This window comes from Pseudomonas sp. yb_5, from assembly GCF_043103865.1.
In the GTDB taxonomy this organism is placed as follows: Bacteria; Pseudomonadota; Gammaproteobacteria; order Pseudomonadales; family Pseudomonadaceae; genus Aquipseudomonas; species Aquipseudomonas putida_Y.
In genome coordinates this window covers 1-15,178 of record NZ_JBICKE010000007.1, presented here as the reverse complement: position 1 = coordinate 15,178, position 15,178 = coordinate 1, and the positions used below count along the sequence as shown (strand labels likewise).

Sequence of the window (15,178 nt, the reverse complement as noted above, 5' to 3'; positions counted from 1 at the left end):
GACTGCGAAATTTTAACCCGACCGGAGGCCTGGACATGTCCGAGCGACACCCCGAACCCGATCTCGACTACCTCAAGCGCGTGCTGCTGGAAATGCTCGCCATCCCCAGCCCCACCGGCTTCACCGACACCATCGTGCGCTACGTGGCCGAACGCCTTGACGAACTGGGCATCCCCTTCGAGCTGACCCGCCGCGGCACCATTCGCGCCACCCTCAAAGGCCGGCAGGCCACCCCCGACCGCGCCGTCTCTGCCCACCTGGATACCATCGGCGCCAGCGTGCGCCAGTTGCAGGACAATGGCCGCCTGGCCCTGGCCCCCGTCGGCTGCTGGTCCAGCCGTTTTGCCGAAGGCAGCCGGGTTAGCGTGTTCACCGATACCGGGGTATTCCGTGGCAGTGTGCTGCCGCTGATGGCCAGCGGGCATGCCTTCAACACGGCCATCGACCAGATGCCGATCAGCTGGGATCACGTGGAAGTGCGCCTGGATGCCTACTGCGCCACGCGCGCCGACTGTGAGGCACTGGGCGTGAGCATTGGGGATTTCGTGGCCTTCGACCCCTTGCCCGAGTTCACCGAAAGCGGCCACATCAGCGCCCGTCACCTGGACGACAAGGCTGGCGTGGCCGCATTGCTGGCGGCATTGAAGGCGGTGGTGGAAAGCGGTCGCCAGCCGCTGATCGACTGCCACCCGCTGTTCACCATCACCGAGGAGACCGGCTCGGGAGCAGCCGGCGCCCTGCCCTGGGACGTCAGCGAGTTCGTCGGCATCGACATCGCCCCGGTGGCGCCTGGGCAGGCTTCCAGCGAGCATGCGGTCAGTGTGGCCATGCAGGACTCGTCGGGGCCTTACGACTACCACCTGTCCCGGCACCTGCTGAAACTGGCCGGTGACCACGACTTGCCGGTGCGGCGCGACCTGTTCCGCTATTACTTCAGCGATGCCCATTCGGCGGTGACTGCCGGGCACGACATTCGTACCGCGCTGGTGGCCTTTGGTTGCGATGCCACCCATGGTTACGAACGCACCCATATCGACAGCCTGGCAGCGCTGAGCCGGTTGTTGTCAGCCTACCTGCTGAGCCCGCCAGTGTTTGCCAGCGACTCGCAGCCGGCCAATGCATCGCTCGAGCGCTTCAGCCACCAACTGGAGCATGATGCGCAGATGGAAAGCGACACGCGGGTACCGGCGGTGGACAGCCTGATCGGAAACAAAGGCTAAACGCCCACGGGGCTGCAAAGCGGCCCCTACACCTCGAATGTTTCGCGTAGCATGCCCATACCTATTTCAGACACCACCCGACCATGCTGATCCCCTACGACCAATTGCAAGCCGAAACCCTGACCCGCCTGATCGAGGACTTCGTCACCCGCGACGGCACTGACAACGGCGACGACACCCCGCTGGAAACCCGCGTGCTGCGGGTACGCCAGGCGTTGGCCAAAGGCCAGGCTTTCATCCTTTTCGACCTGGAAAGCCAGCAGTGCCAGTTGCTGGCCAAGCATGATGTGCCCCGCGAACTCCTCGAATAGCAGGCAAGGCCTGTTCAGGCCTTGCTCTGCTTGGACGCCTTGATGCGCTTGTGAACTTCGGCTCGATGCACCGGCACCTCACGCGGAGCATCCACACCAAAGCGCACCACGCCGTCCCGGGTCTCTACCACGACGATCCGGATATCATCGCCAATCATGATGACCTCCCCCACTTCGCGCCCAATTACCAGCATGTTCCGATCCTCCTGCGAAAGGGAAAACCGGAGCCTGCCCCGTAGGTATTCAGCTACTCAATAGCTCCACTGCGATTCAGAAGCCCCTTACGCTTTTGAGTAACTTCTCCTACAGACCAATCATCGCGACTGGGCTTTTGCCCGCATTTTCACTGCCATTTCGGCCATCTCGTCATACAGCCGCTCAGGGGCCTGGCGTTTCAGTTGCCAGGCCTGGCGCCCTGCCTCATGGGGCAGGATGAGGAACTCGCCTGCAGCGACCTGCTGATGGATATAATCGGCAATGTCCGCCGCACTGATCGGCGAACCTTCAAGCAGCTTGCCAACCTGTGCCTTCATCGCCGGGTTCGGCCCGCGGAACGAGTCCAGCAGGTTGGTCTGGAAGAACGACGGGCACACCACGTGCACCGCCACCTCAATCTGGCGCAACTCCACCAGCAGGCTTTCCGACAATGCCAGCACGCCGGCCTTGGCCACGTTGTAGTTGCTCATGCCCGGGCCCTGCATCAGTGCAGCCATCGAGGCGATGTTGATAATGCGCCCCTTGCTGCGCTCCAGCAGCGGCAGGAACGCCTTGCAACCCTTGACCACGCCCATCAGATTGACGGCGATCTGCCAGTCCCAGTCTTCCAGCGACAGCTCGGCGAAGAACCCGCCCGAAGCGATGCCGGCGTTGTTGACGATCACATCGACCCCACCGAACTTCTCTTCGCAGGCCTGGGCAAGGGCCGTCAGCTGGCTATAGTCGCGCACATCGCAGCGCTGGACGAAGCCGTCGCCACCGGCCTGGCGAACCTGCTCCAGCGTTTCGCGCAGGCCGGTTTCGTTGACATCGGCCAGTGCCAGGCGCCAGCCCTCACGCGCCCAGCGCAGGGCGATCTCGCGGCCGAGGCCAGACCCGGCGCCGGTGATCATGATGCGTTTTTGCATGGTCGCAGGCCTTGTTCTGACAAGTAGTCCGGTGAGTCTAATCAAGGCGTCGCCATCCGGCAGGATTCATCAGGGTAGTGAATGGGCGGGCATGACCGGGTAGGCGGCTGCACGGGGATGGAATCTTTACCAACCCGCACCGGTCCGAATTATCGAGAGGCCAGCATTCTCAGGCTCTTGCCCCCTAATCACGCAAGGACTTTGACATGACCACGATCCTTATCATCATCCTGATTCTGCTGCTGATCGGTGGCTTACCGGTCTTCCCCCACTCGCGCAGCTGGGGCTATGGCCCTTCCGGCATAATCGGCGTGGTGTTGGTGATTCTGCTGGTACTACTGTTGCTTGGGATGATATGACGCGCTGCGGACAGTCACTTCAGACAATCACTTGAGGCGAGTGGCAAGCGAGTCGCCTGCATAAAATAAAAAACGCCCCGACTGGCGGGGCGTTTTTCAGTGCAGGTTAATGACGTTAGTGCGAGACCGCCCCGCTGGCACCCAGGCCAGTCTGTGAACGCACGAACTGCGGGAAGAACAGCGCGCGCTCATCCTCAGCCGCCTTGGACTTGTCGGTGACCGAGAAGAACCAGATGCTGACGAAGGCAATGGCCATCGAGAACAGCGCCGGGTACTCGTACGGGTAGATTGGCTTCTCGTGGCCGAGAATCTGTACCCAGATGGTCGGGCCAAGGATCATCAGCGTCACCGCACTCACCAGGCCCAGCCAGCCGCCGATCATGGCGCCGCGGGTGGTCAGCTTCTTCCAGTACATCGAAAGCAGCAGTACCGGGAAGTTGCAGCTGGCCGCAATGGAGAACGCCAGGCCGACCATGAAGGCGATGTTCTGCTTCTCGAACAGAATCCCCAGGCCGATCGCCAGCACACCCAGGGCGACAGTGGTGATCTTCGATACGCGGATCTCGTCCTTGTCGTTGGCTTTGCCCTTGCGCCAGACGCTGGCGTACAGGTCGTGGGACACCGCCGAGGCACCGGCCAGGGTCAGGCCAGCCACCACCGCCAGGATGGTGGCGAAGGCCACCGCCGAGATGAAGCCGAGGAACACACTGCCACCCACCGCATTGGCCAGGTGCACCGCGGCCATGTTGTTGCCGCCCAGCAGGGCGCCTGCGGCGTCCTTGAAGTCCGGGTTGGTGCTGACCAGCAGGATCGCGCCAAAGCCGATGATGAAGGTGAGGATGTAGAAGTAGCCGATGAAGCCTGTGGCGTACAGCACGCTCTTGCGCGCTTCCTTGGCGTCACTGACGGTGAAGAAGCGCATCAGGATGTGCGGCAGGCCGGCAGTACCGAACATCAGTGCCAGGCCCAGGGAGAACGCCGAGATCGGGTCCTTGACCAGGCCGCCGGGGCTCATGATCGCCTCACCCTTGGCGTGTACCTTGATCGCTTCGGTGAACAGCGTGTTGAAGTCAAAGCCCACGTGCTTCATCACCATCAGCGCCATGAAACTGGCACCGGACAGCAGCAGCACAGCCTTGATGATCTGTACCCACGTGGTGGCCAGCATGCCGCCGAACAGCACGTACAGGCACATCAGGATACCCACCAGAACCACCGCCACATGGTAGTCCAGGCCGAACAGCAGCTCGATCAGCTTGCCGGCACCGACCATTTGCGCGATCAGGTAGAACGCCACCACCACCAGCGAACCGGAGGCAGACAGGGTGCGGATTTCCTTTTGCCCGAGGCGGTACGAGGCCACGTCGGCGAAGGTGTACTTGCCCAGGTTGCGCAAGCGTTCGGCAATCAGGAAAAGAATGATCGGCCAGCCGACCAGGAAGCCGATCGAGTAGATCAGGCCGTCGTAACCAGAGGTGAACACCAGTGCGGAAATACCCAGGAACGAGGCGGCTGACATGTAGTCGCCAGCAATCGCCAGACCGTTCTGGAAGCCGGTGATCTTGCCGCCGGCAGCGTAATAGTCCGATGCCGACTTGTTGCGTTTGGAGGCCCAGTAGGTGATGCCGAGCGTGAAGGCGACGAAGGCCACGAACATGGCGATGGCGGAAACGTTCAGCGGTTGTTTCTGCACCTCGCCGGTCAGGGCATCGGCGGCCCACACGGCGGGTGCAAAAGCTCCGCAGGCCAGTACGGCCAGGGCTTTGACAGGGCGAATCATTGTTGCGCCTCCTTCAGGATTTCCTTGTTCAGCTCATCGAATTCGCCGTTGGCGCGGCGCACGTAGATGGCGGTCAGGACGAATGCCGAAACGATCAGACCGACGCCCAGGGGAATGCCCCAGGTAATCGATGACTCAGGGCTGAGCTTGGCGCCCAGCACATGGGGACCGTAGGCGATCAGGAGGATGAAGGCGCAATACAGGCCGAGCATGATCGCCGAGAGAATCCAGGCGAACCGCTCGCGTTTGGTGACCAGCTCCTTGAAACGGGGGCTGTTTTGTATCGAGAGGTAAATGCTGTCGTTCATTGTTTTTGTCCTAGCAGCACAGATACGGGATGGAACCCACGCCCTTACTTTATGCTGCCGATGGACGCCAACCAGACGACCTTAGTCTTAGATGCAACGGTGTTTTACCGATTGCGTAACAACGTGAAAACCTGTTCGCGGGTAAACCCGCTCCTACAAGGGCTTGCACAGGCCTGTAGGAGCGGGTTTACCCGCGAAGAAACAACATTGGCCCTGGAAGGCTTTTACTTGCCAGTCCACTCCTTCACACGATCAGGGTGCTTGGCTACCCAGTCCTTGGCCGCCGCTTCAGGCTTGGCCCCTTCCTGGATCGCCAGCATCACCTCGCCAATCTCGTCCTTGGACTGCCAGTTGAACTTCTTCAGGAACTCCGCCACTTCCGGTGCCTTGGCTGCCAGTTCCTTGCTGCCGATGCTGTTCACGGTTTCTGCCGCGCCATACACGCCTTTCGGGTCTTCGAGGAACTTCAGCTTCCACTTGGCGAACATCCAGTGCGGAACCCAACCGGTCACCGCAATCGACTGCTGCTTGGCATAGGCACGGCCCAGCTCCGCAGTCATCGCCGCACCCGAGCTGGCCTGCAACTTGTAACCCGTCAGGTCATAGTCCTTGATCGCCTGGTCGGTCTTGAGCATCACACCGGAGCCTGCGTCGATGCCGACAATTCTGTCCTTGAAGGTATTGTCGGTCTTGAGGTCGGCGATGCTCACTGCCTTGACGTATTCGGGGACGATCAGACCGATCTTGGCGTCCTTGAAGTTAGGGCCGTAGTCGACCACGTTGTCCTTGTTCTTGGCCCAGTACTCACCATGGGTCACCGGCAACCAGGCCGACAACATGGCATCGAGTTTTCCAGTTGCCACACCCTGCCACATGATCCCCGTGGCCACGGCCTGCAGCTTCACGTCGTAGCCGAGTTTTTGCTTGATTACTTCGGCGGCCACGTTGGTGGTCGCCACGCTGTCGGCCCAACCATCCACGTAACCAATGCTTACTTCTTTGGCCATAGCCTGTGCAGCGCTCATGGCCATTACCAGGGCGGTGCCCACACCCAGTAAACGTCGCATTTTCTTCAAAGTTGCCATCAAAGCATCCCCTCGTCAGGTCTTGGAGATTGCATCATCGTCCTGCAACACAAGTCGACCTGATCCAGCTGCGACCTATACCCGCCCCATATGCGACAGCACTATGCCATTAGCGCCATCGGTCGGCATCGGTCTGCGCGATCCTTGCATGCCAAAGGTTTGGCGCCGGGCTACTATCCAGCCTTTTGTACCAGACGATGGACCGCCCGATGCCCAGTTGTAGCCGCCTGTTGTTACCGTTGTACCTGCTTGCCTGCCTGCTGGCCCTGCTCGGGCTGGGGGGGCTCTGGTACGGGCTGGGCAAGCCGGTGCACCTGCCCGATGCGGCCAGCCCTGCGCACAAACTGCAATGCGCCTCGTACACGCCGTTCGACAAAGACCAGTCGCCTTATGACCAGCCGTTTCGCCTGCGACCGACGCGGATGGACGCCGACCTGGCGTTACTGGCCGAGCGGTTTCAGTGCATCCGTACCTATTCCATGAGCGGTCTTGAGGCAATCCCGGCGCTGGCACGCAAGCATGGCCTGAAGGTGATGCTGGGCGCCTGGGTGAACGCACACCCGGCCGACACCGAGAAGGAAATCAACCTGCTGATCGCCGCTGCCAACGCCAACCCTGACGTGGTCAGCGCGGTGATCGTCGGCAATGAGACACTGTTGCGCAAGGAGGTGACCGGTGCCCACCTGGCCAAATTGATCGCGCGGGTGAAGCGCCAGGTCAAGGTGCCCGTGACCTACGCCGATGTCTGGGAGTTCTGGCTGCAGCACCCGCAGGTGGCCCCGGCAGTGGACTTCCTGACCATCCATCTGCTGCCCTACTGGGAGGACGACCCGCGTGGCATCGACGATGCCTTGGCCCACGTTGCCGATGTGCGCCGTGTGTTCGGCACACGCTTCGCGCCCAAGGACATACTGATTGGCGAAACCGGCTGGCCCAGCGAAGGCCGCCAGCGTGAAACCGCGGTGCCCAGCCGGGTCAATGAGGCGCGCTTCATCCGTGGCTTTGTGGCCATGGCCGAGCGCAATGGCTGGCACTACAACCTGATCGAAGCCTTCGATCAACCTTGGAAACGCGTCAATGAGGGCGCAGTGGGGGGTTACTGGGGGCTATACGACGCGGACCGGCAGGACAAGGGCGTGCTCGAAGGGCCAGTGAGCAACCTGCATGACTGGCCGCAGTGGCTGCTGGCCAGCGCCGTGCTGATGGTGATCATGCTGGCGCTGGCCGGGCGCCCCGCTACACCGATGGCGGCCTTGCTGCTGCCATTGCTGGCGGCGTTTGGCGCCGCTTGCCTGGGCCTGTGGGGCGAGTTGATGCGTACTCATGCTCGCTTTGCCGGGGAATGGTTGTGGGCACTGATGCTGGCCGGGCTGAACCTGCTGGTGCTGGCCCATGCGTTGTTGGCGCTGGCGCGGCGGGCCGGCTGGCGTGAGCGCTTGTTCACCTGGCTTCAGGTGCGAGCCGGCTGGCTGTTGCTGACGGCGGGCTTTGCTGCGGCGGTGAGCATGCTGGCAATGGTGTTCGACCCGCGCTACCGCAGCTTCCCCAGTGCGGCCCTGGCGTTGCCGGCGCTGGTGTATGTGCTGTGGCCGGTGCGGGCACGGCGGGCGGAGGTGGCGTTGCTGGCATTCATCGTCGGCGCCGGAGTGGCGCCGCAGTTGTTCGTGGAAGGGCTGGAGAACCAGCAGGCCTGGGGCTGGGCGGTGGTGAGTGTGCTGATGACGGCGGCGTTGTGGCGCAGCTTGCGGATGCGCCAGGCTTGATACTGCATATCCCTCAAGCCCAGCGCGGACCTTGTGTGGCCTTGTGTCGCGAAAGGGGCGCGCAGCGGCCCCAGCAATTTTTGCTGTGAAGCTTTAACCCTGCCTTTCGCGACACAAGGCGCTCCCACAGGTACGCGCAGCTGCTTACAATGGGGGTTGCCTGACCAGACGCAACCCCGCCAGTACCAGCGCAAACACCGCAATGCTGGCGGTGTACAGCACCAGCGCCGGCACCGCGAACACCAACGCCAACACTGCCAGCCACCAGCCGGCACGCGCGGAAACGAACTGGGCCAGTAATGCAAGGCCCAGCCCGCCCCAGGCCATTACCTGATAGTGAATGCCCAACCCCAGCAGCGAACGCACCTCGCACTGCCAGTACGCCGTCGGCACTGCGCACAGCCCTACCCACTGGCCATCCTCCATGAGGCCGTAACGCACGCCATAACTGGCCGCAAGCCAGAGCCCCAGAAACAGCACCAGCAACGCCGTCGGCAGCGAACGAGACATCCTGTTCTCCAATAGCGGTAATCGAAAGCATCCATGATCGCTTATGCCCGGTTGTAAGGCAAAATCACACACCGGCAGCTATGTTGCAGATAGCAAGTACGCCAAAGACCACCGCAGCGGGCAACTTTGCCCGCCTGGTTGTGGTCCTAGCCTGCACACTGCTCGACCTTGCGTTCTTTTGGGGGATTACATGCTTCGATCTTTGCGCCTCGCTGCCCTGCTCGGTAGCCTGCTCATGGCTGTGGCCGCTTCAGCGCGGGATATCGACGCTGCCAGCTATGGCTACCCTTTGACCAACCCGTTCGAGGCGACCATCGCCACCACCCCGCCGGACAAGCGCCCTGACTTGCCCAGCGACGATGAAATCAATCAGTCCGATTACAGCCTGAACTTGCGCCCGGAACGTGAGTTCACGTTGCCCGACAACTTCTGGGCAGTGAAGAAGCTCAGGTACCGCCTGGCTCGCCAGGATCGCGAAGCGCCGCTGATCTTCATCATCGCCGGCACCGGCGCGCCCTACAGCAGCAGCATCAATGAATACCTGAAAAAGCTGTTCTACCAGGCCGGCTTCCACGTGGTGCAACTGTCATCGCCCACCAGCTATGACTTCATGAGTGCAGCCTCGCGCTTTGCTACCCCCGGTATCAGCCAGGAAGACGCCGAAGACATGTACCGGGTGATGCAGGCCGTGCGCGCCCAGCATCCACGCCTGCCGGTCAGTGACTTCTACCTCACCGGTTACAGCCTGGGTGCGCTCGACGCCGCCTTCGTCAGCCACCTGGACGAGACCCGCCGCAGCTTCAACTTCAAGCGTGTGCTGCTGCTCAACCCACCGGTCAACCTCTACACCTCGATCAACAACCTCGACAAGCTGGTGCAAACCCAGGTCAAGGGCATCGACCGCAGCACCACGTTCTATGAGCTGATGCTGGAAAAACTCACCCGCTACTTCCAGGACAAGGGCTACATCGACCTGAACGACGCCTTGCTGTATGACTTCCAGCAGTCGCGCCAGCACCTGTCCAACGAACAGATGGCCATGCTGATCGGCACCTCGTTCCGCTTCTCGGCAGCCGACATCGCCTTCACTTCCGACCTGATCAACCGCCGCGGCCTGATCATTCCGCCGAAATTCCCGATCACCGAAGGCAGCAGCCTCACGCCGTTCTTCAAGCGCGCCCTGCAGTGCGACTTCGACTGCTACATGACCGAACAGGTGATTCCGATGTGGCGCGCCCGCACCGACGGCAACAGCATCCTGCAATTGGTCAACCAAGTCAGCCTGTATGCCCTGGAAGACTACCTGCGCAGCAGTGACAAGATCGCCGTGATGCACAACGCCGACGACGTCATTCTCGGCCCGGGCGACATTGGCTTTTTGCGCAAGGTGTTCGGTGACCGGCTGACGCTCTACCCCCATGGCGGCCATTGCGGCAACCTCAACTACCGCGTCAACAGTGACGCCATGCTGGAGTTCTTCCGTGGTTAACAAACTCCTCTTCGCCACTGCCCTGCTTGCCGCTGGCCACACCCTGGCCGCCGAAACCGCCCCACGAGCCAGCGTGGTCGAAGCCGACCCACAGGTGAGCAGTACCGCGCCCCTGGCGCCCGAAGCCGATGGTTTCCTCGACCCGCTGCGTGAGCTGAAATTCAACCCTGGGCTGGACCAGCGCGAATTCGAGCGCTCAACCTTGGCGGCGCTTAACGTGTACGACCCGCTGGAGTCGATCAACCGGCGCATCTATCACTTCAACTACCGACTGGACCAATGGGTGCTGCTGCCGCTGGTGAATGGCTACCAGTATGTCACTCCAAGTTTCGTGCGCACGGGGGTGAGCAACTTCTTCAACAACCTTGGCGATGTGCCGAACCTGTTCAACAGCGTGTTGCAGCTCAAAGCCAAGCGCTCTGCAGAAATCACTGCGCGACTGATGTTCAACACGATTATCGGCGTGGGTGGGCTGTGGGATCCGGCGACCAGCATGGGCCTGCCGCGCCAGAGCGAAGACTTTGGCCAGACCCTGGGCTTCTATGGCGTGCCGGATGGGCCGTACCTGATGCTGCCGGTGCTAGGGCCATCGAACCTGCGCGATACCACCGGGCTGGTGGTGGACTATGCGGGAGAGCAGGCAGTCAACTACCTGAACGTGGCTGAAGTCAGCAGCGACCACCCGGAAATCTTCGCCTTGCGCGTGGTGGACAAGCGCTATACGACCAAATTCCGCTATGGCCAGCTCAACTCGCCGTTCGAATATGAAAAGGTGCGGTATGTGTATACCCAGGCGCGCAAGTTGCAGATAGCCGAATAAGCCTGCTGCGGCCCTTTCGCTCCTGCACAGGCATTACACAAACTTGTAGGAGCGGGTTCACCCGCGAAAGGGCCCACACAAGCAGCATCACCCCCCCAGGAACTCGCAAAGCTCGCGCTTCTTGGCCAGGGCATCGCGCCGCCCCAACTCGATCAGTTCACTGCAATAACTGGCCTCGAACAGCAAATAGCTCAGCACCCCCGCCCCGCTGGTGCGCGTCGCCCCCGGCCCACGTAAAAACAGGCGTAACGCCGCCGGCAACTCGCGGCGGTGCCGAGCGGCAATCTCGTCCAGCGGCTGACTGGGTGCCACCACCAGTACGTCAATCGGGGCCAGCCCCAGGCGCCGGGCATCCAGGTGCGCTGGCAACAGCCCGCTCAAGTGGTTGAGGCGCTGCAGCAGTTCGATATCGTCTTCCAGGCTGTCAATGAACGTACTGTTGAGCATGTGCCCGCCGATCTGCGCCAGGCTCGGCTGCTGCCCGCTGAACACACGCTGGGGCGGCAACGGTGGCGCTGGCCGCTGCGGGTTTCCGCTGACCCCGACCACCAGCACGCGGCTGGCCCCCAGGTGCAAGGCCGGACTGATCGGCGCCGATTGGCGCACTGCACCGTCGCCGTAATATTCACCGCCTAGTTGCACCGGGGCGAACAGCAGCGGGATCGCCGCGCTGGCCAGCAGGTGGTCGATGGTCAACGGTGCAGGTACGCCAATACGCCGGTGACGCAACCAGGCCTCGATGGTGCCGCGGCCTTGGTAGAAGGTCACCGCCTGGCCAGACTCGTAGCCAAAGGCGGTCACTGCCACGGCGCGCAGTTGCTCGGCGGCCAAGGCGTGGCCGATGCCATCCAGGTTCAGGTGCGTTTGCAGCAGGCTGCGCAAAGGGCTGCTGTCGAGCAACGCCACGGGGGCCTGGCCACCCAGCCCCAGCAGGTTGTGGCCGACGAAGCGGCTGGCCTGGCGCACGACCCCGGGCCAGTCGCTGCGGATGACCAGATGGCTGCGGAAATTCTGCCAGAAGGCAGTGAGCCGCTGCACGGCGTCGTTGAAGTGCACGGCACCACTGGCCAGGGTGACCGCGTTGATGGCCCCGGCGGAGGTGCCGACGATGACCGGGAACGGGTTGTGCGCGCCGGCGGGCAGCAACTCGGCGATGCCCGCCAGCACGCCAACCTGGTAGGCGGCGCGGGCGCCGCCGCCAGACAGGATGAGACCGGTTACCGGGGGTGGAGCCATGGAGTCCTTCCTGGGGTCAAGGTGCTTTCATGCCCGGCCTCTTCGCGGGTGAACCCGCTCCCACAGGGCCCCGCAATATGCAGAACCTGTGGTAATCCTGCAGGAGCGGGTTTACCCGCGAAGAGGCCAGGCCTGCTTACAAGGTTCAGCGCTTTTTCTTGTCATACAGCCGCGGCGCCCCTTCGGGCCGCGACTTGAACCGACGGTGCGCCCACAGGTACTGCTCGGGGCACTCGCGCAACACGCTCTCGACCCACCGGTTGATGCGCAGGCAATCGGCCTCTTCGCTTTCACCGGGGAAATCCGCCAGCGGCGGATGGATGACCAGCCGATAGCCGCTGCCATCCTCCAGGCGCTTCTGGGTGAACGGGATCACTTGCGCCTTCCCCAACCGGGCGAACTTGGTAGTGGCCGTTACCGTCGCTGCCGGGATGCCGAACAGCGGCACGAAGATACTTTGCTTGGCGCCGTAGTCCTGGTCCGGTGCGTACCAGATCGCCCGGCCCGAACGCAGCAGCTTGAGCATGCCGCGCACGTCTTCGCGCTCCACCGCCAGCGAGTCGAGGTTGTGCCGCTCGCGGCCGCTGCGCTGGATGAAGTCGAACAGTGCATTGCCGTGTTCGCGGTACATGCCGTCGATGGTGTGCTGCTGACCGAGCAGCGCGGCGCCGATTTCCAGGGTCGTGAAGTGCACCGCCATGAGGATCGCGCCCTGCCCCGCCTGCTGGGCGGCCTGCAGGTGCTCAAGGCCCTCGATATGGGCCAGGCGCGCCAGCCTTGCCTTGGGCCACCACCAGCTCATGGCCATTTCGAAGAAGGCGATGCCGGTTGAAGCGAAGTTGGCCTTGAGCAAACGCTGCCGTTCGTCGACAGACAGCTCCGGGAAGCACAGCTCCAGGTTGCGCGCGGCAATGCGCCGACGTTCACCGGCGACGTGATACATGACGGCGCCCAGCGCGGCACCGACTTTCAGCAGCACCCGGTACGGCAACTGGACTACCAGCCACAGCAGGCCCAGGCCCAGCCATAGGCCCCAGAACTTGGGGTGAAGGTAATAGAGACGAAAACGCGGGCGTTCCATTGAAGCATCCGGAAAGACAAAGGCCGCGCATTCTACAACGGATCAGCGCATGTTGCGGGCAACCGGTGTTCTCGTTATAAGTCAGGGCACTTTTTTCGCAACAAGCCGTCTATGCAGACCATGAGCCCAAACCACACACCCGACACCGCCTCCGTGTTCCAGCTCAAGGGCAGCATGCTCGCCATTACGGTACTGGAACTGGCACGCAATGACCTTGAAGCCCTCGACCGCCAGTTGGCGGCCAAAGTCGCCCAGGCCCCTAACTTCTTCAGCAATACACCGCTGGTGCTGGCGCTAGACAAGCTGCCGGCCGACGAAGGGGCGGTCGACCTGCCCGGCTTGATGCGGATTTGCCGACACCACGGCCTGCGTACCCTGGCCATCCGCGCCAACCGCATCGAGGACATCGCCGCCGCCATCGCCATCGACCTGCCGGTGCTGCCGCCGTCCGGGGCCCGCGAACGGCCGCTGGAGCCCGAGCCCGAGGTAGTCAAAAAGCCCGAACCGGCCCCGGCGCCACCACCGCCCCCCGAACCCGAGGTGCGCCCGACCCGCATCATTACTTCGCCAGTACGCGGTGGCCAACAGATCTATGCTCAGGGGGGGGACCTGATTGTTACCGCCTCGGTCAGCCCAGGTGCGGAACTTCTGGCCGATGGCAACATCCATGTGTACGGCGCCATGCGCGGCCGCGCCCTTGCCGGCATCAAAGGCAACACCAAGGCGCGTATCTTCTGCCAGCAGATGACCGCCGAAATGGTCTCGATCGCCGGCCAGTACAAGGTCTGCGAAGAACTGCGCCGGGATCCACTGTGGGGTACCAGCGTGCAAGTCAGCCTGTCTGGTGACGTGTTGAACATCACCCGTCTTTAACGGATACTTGCCAGCATTTTTAGAGCAACTTTTTTACCGTTGCCTTTATTTAGCTATTTCAGTTTTTTGCAGGGACAAGTGTCCCGACTAATTTTAGGGGTGAAACACCTTGGCCAAGATTCTCGTGGTTACTTCCGGCAAGGGGGGTGTGGGCAAGACCACTACCAGCGCCGCCATTGGTACCGGCCTCGCACTGCGCGGCCACAAGACCGTCATTGTCGACTTCGACGTGGGCCTGCGTAACCTCGACCTGATCATGGGCTGCGAACGCCGCGTGGTGTACGACTTCGTCAACGTGGTCAACGGCGAAGCCAACCTGCAGCAGGCCCTGATCAAGGACAAGCGCCTCGAGAACCTGTACGTGCTGGCCGCCAGCCAGACCCGTGACAAGGACGCGCTGACCCAGGAAGGCGTGGAAAAGGTACTGATGGACCTGAAGAAAGACTTCGAGTACGTCATCTGCGACTCGCCGGCCGGTATCGAAAAAGGTGCCCACCTGGCCATGTACTTCGCGGACGAAGCCATCGTGGTGACCAACCCGGAAGTTTCGTCGGTACGTGACTCCGACCGTATGCTGGGCATTCTGTCGAGCAAGTCGCGCCGCTCCGAAAACGGCGAAGAGCCGATCAAGGAGCATCTGCTGATCACCCGCTACCACCCAGAGCGCGTCGTCAAGGGCGAAATGCTGAGCGTGGCCGACGTGGAAGAAATCCTGTCGATCAAGCTCAAGGGTGTGATCCCGGAGTCGCAGGCCGTCCTCAAGGCGTCCAACCAAGGTATCCCGGTCATTCTCGATGACCAGAGCGATGCCGGCCAGGCCTACAGTGATGCGGTCGACCGCCTGCTGGGCAAAGAGAAGCCGATGCGCTTCATCGATGTACAGAAGAAGGGATTCTTCGAGCGCATTTTCGGGAGCAAATAAACCATGAACCTTTTTGACTTCTTTCGTGGCAGACAGAAACAGACCAGCGCGTCGGTAGCGAAAGAGCGTCTACAGATCATCGTGGCGCACGAGCGCGGCCAACGCAGCGAACCGGACTACCTGCCCGCACTGCAGAAAGAACTGCTGGAAGTGATCCGCAAATATGTGAACATCGGCAACGATGATGTGCATATCGAGCTGGAAAACCAGGGCAGCTGCTCGATTCTCGAGCTGAACATCACCCTGCCGGATCGCTGATCCGCGTAGTCGACAACTTGGGGCCGCTTTGCGGCCCTT

17 protein-coding genes are annotated in these 15,178 nt (G+C 62.0%); 9 read left to right on the top strand and 8 right to left on the bottom strand.

The window, feature by feature from the left end; translation table 11 throughout:
• The first annotated feature begins 35 nt into the window (after nt 1-35).
• Both ACF8GF_RS00910 and ACF8GF_RS00905 read left to right on the top strand, forming a co-directional pair.
• Nucleotides 36-1,220, top strand: a complete 1,185-nt coding sequence (locus ACF8GF_RS00910) for an osmoprotectant NAGGN system M42 family peptidase (RefSeq protein WP_176685034.1) — start codon at nt 36-38, stop codon at nt 1,218-1,220.
• Between the two features lie 83 nt (nt 1,221-1,303).
• Nucleotides 1,304-1,531 carry a YheU family protein gene (locus tag ACF8GF_RS00905; protein WP_004575803.1) on the top strand — a complete coding sequence of 76 codons (228 nt, stop codon included), beginning with the start codon at nt 1,304-1,306 and terminating at the stop codon, nt 1,529-1,531.
• 14 nt (nt 1,532-1,545) lie between these two features.
• On the opposite strand, the gene csrA is transcribed toward ACF8GF_RS00905, so the two are convergent.
• Both csrA and ACF8GF_RS00895 read right to left on the bottom strand, forming a co-directional pair.
• Nucleotides 1,546-1,725, bottom strand: coding sequence for a carbon storage regulator CsrA (csrA, locus tag ACF8GF_RS00900; RefSeq protein WP_176685033.1), 180 nt, complete (start codon nt 1,723-1,725; stop codon nt 1,546-1,548).
• A 120-nt stretch (nt 1,726-1,845) separates the two neighbouring features.
• Nucleotides 1,846-2,655 (bottom strand): SDR family oxidoreductase, encoded by an 810-nt coding sequence (locus ACF8GF_RS00895; RefSeq protein ID WP_392488144.1) that lies wholly within the window; start codon nt 2,653-2,655, stop codon nt 1,846-1,848.
• A 206-nt stretch (nt 2,656-2,861) separates the two neighbouring features.
• On the opposite strand from ACF8GF_RS00895, the gene ACF8GF_RS00890 reads away from it, so the two are divergent.
• Entirely contained in the window at nt 2,862-3,014 is a 153-nt protein-coding gene (locus ACF8GF_RS00890; protein ID WP_003252624.1) for a DUF3309 family protein, read from the top strand.
• A 115-nt stretch (nt 3,015-3,129) separates the two neighbouring features.
• On the opposite strand, the gene ACF8GF_RS00885 is transcribed toward ACF8GF_RS00890, so the two are convergent.
• From ACF8GF_RS00885 to ACF8GF_RS00875, 3 genes are all read right to left on the bottom strand, one after another.
• A complete protein-coding gene (locus tag ACF8GF_RS00885) occupies nt 3,130-4,794 on the bottom strand; it encodes a cation acetate symporter (RefSeq protein ID WP_176685031.1) in 1,665 nt (554 codons plus the stop codon).
• Nucleotides 4,791-5,102 (bottom strand): DUF485 domain-containing protein, encoded by a 312-nt coding sequence (locus ACF8GF_RS00880; protein ID WP_010952786.1) that lies wholly within the window; start codon nt 5,100-5,102, stop codon nt 4,791-4,793. The genes ACF8GF_RS00885 and ACF8GF_RS00880 overlap by 4 nt, the downstream gene beginning before the upstream one ends.
• Nucleotides 5,103-5,326: 224 nt before the next feature.
• Nucleotides 5,327-6,187, bottom strand: coding sequence for a glycine betaine ABC transporter substrate-binding protein (locus ACF8GF_RS00875; protein WP_176685030.1), 861 nt, complete (start codon nt 6,185-6,187; stop codon nt 5,327-5,329).
• Between the two features lie 197 nt (nt 6,188-6,384).
• On the opposite strand from ACF8GF_RS00875, the gene ACF8GF_RS00870 reads away from it, so the two are divergent.
• Nucleotides 6,385-7,950, top strand: a complete 1,566-nt coding sequence (locus ACF8GF_RS00870) for a beta (1-6) glucans synthase (protein ID WP_339444560.1) — start codon at nt 6,385-6,387, stop codon at nt 7,948-7,950.
• A 144-nt stretch (nt 7,951-8,094) separates the two neighbouring features.
• Here ACF8GF_RS00870 and ACF8GF_RS00865 read toward each other — a convergent pair whose 3' ends face one another.
• Nucleotides 8,095-8,460 (bottom strand): hypothetical protein, encoded by a 366-nt coding sequence (locus tag ACF8GF_RS00865; protein WP_176685028.1) that lies wholly within the window; start codon nt 8,458-8,460, stop codon nt 8,095-8,097.
• A gap of 190 nt (nt 8,461-8,650) precedes the next feature.
• On the opposite strand from ACF8GF_RS00865, the gene ACF8GF_RS00860 reads away from it, so the two are divergent.
• Both ACF8GF_RS00860 and ACF8GF_RS00855 read left to right on the top strand, forming a co-directional pair.
• Nucleotides 8,651-9,949: a serine/threonine protein kinase gene (locus tag ACF8GF_RS00860; RefSeq protein WP_176685027.1), complete on the top strand. Its 1,299-nt coding sequence runs from the start codon at nt 8,651-8,653 to the stop codon at nt 9,947-9,949.
• Nucleotides 9,950-10,022: 73 nt separating this feature from the next.
• On the top strand, nt 10,023-10,769 hold the full coding sequence (locus tag ACF8GF_RS00855) for a VacJ family lipoprotein (protein ID WP_370844494.1): 747 nt from the start codon (nt 10,023-10,025) through the stop codon (nt 10,767-10,769).
• Between the two features lie 87 nt (nt 10,770-10,856).
• Here ACF8GF_RS00855 and ACF8GF_RS00850 read toward each other — a convergent pair whose 3' ends face one another.
• On the bottom strand, nt 10,857-12,005 hold the full coding sequence (locus ACF8GF_RS00850) for a patatin-like phospholipase family protein (RefSeq protein ID WP_176685025.1): 1,149 nt from the start codon (nt 12,003-12,005) through the stop codon (nt 10,857-10,859).
• Between the two features lie 145 nt (nt 12,006-12,150).
• Nucleotides 12,151-13,086, bottom strand: coding sequence for a lipid A biosynthesis lauroyl acyltransferase (locus tag ACF8GF_RS00845; protein ID WP_176685024.1), 936 nt, complete (start codon nt 13,084-13,086; stop codon nt 12,151-12,153).
• A gap of 111 nt (nt 13,087-13,197) precedes the next feature.
• On the opposite strand from ACF8GF_RS00845, the gene minC reads away from it, so the two are divergent.
• From minC to minE, 3 genes are all read left to right on the top strand, one after another.
• A complete protein-coding gene (gene minC / locus ACF8GF_RS00840) occupies nt 13,198-13,959 on the top strand; it encodes a septum site-determining protein MinC (RefSeq protein ID WP_392488143.1) in 762 nt (253 codons plus the stop codon).
• A gap of 109 nt (nt 13,960-14,068) precedes the next feature.
• Nucleotides 14,069-14,881 (top strand): septum site-determining protein MinD, encoded by an 813-nt coding sequence (minD, locus tag ACF8GF_RS00835; RefSeq protein WP_003252574.1) that lies wholly within the window; start codon nt 14,069-14,071, stop codon nt 14,879-14,881.
• Nucleotides 14,882-14,884: 3 nt separating this feature from the next.
• A complete protein-coding gene (gene minE / locus ACF8GF_RS00830; RefSeq protein WP_003252572.1) occupies nt 14,885-15,139 on the top strand; it encodes a cell division topological specificity factor MinE in 255 nt (84 codons plus the stop codon).
• Nucleotides 15,140-15,178 lie beyond the last annotated feature (39 nt).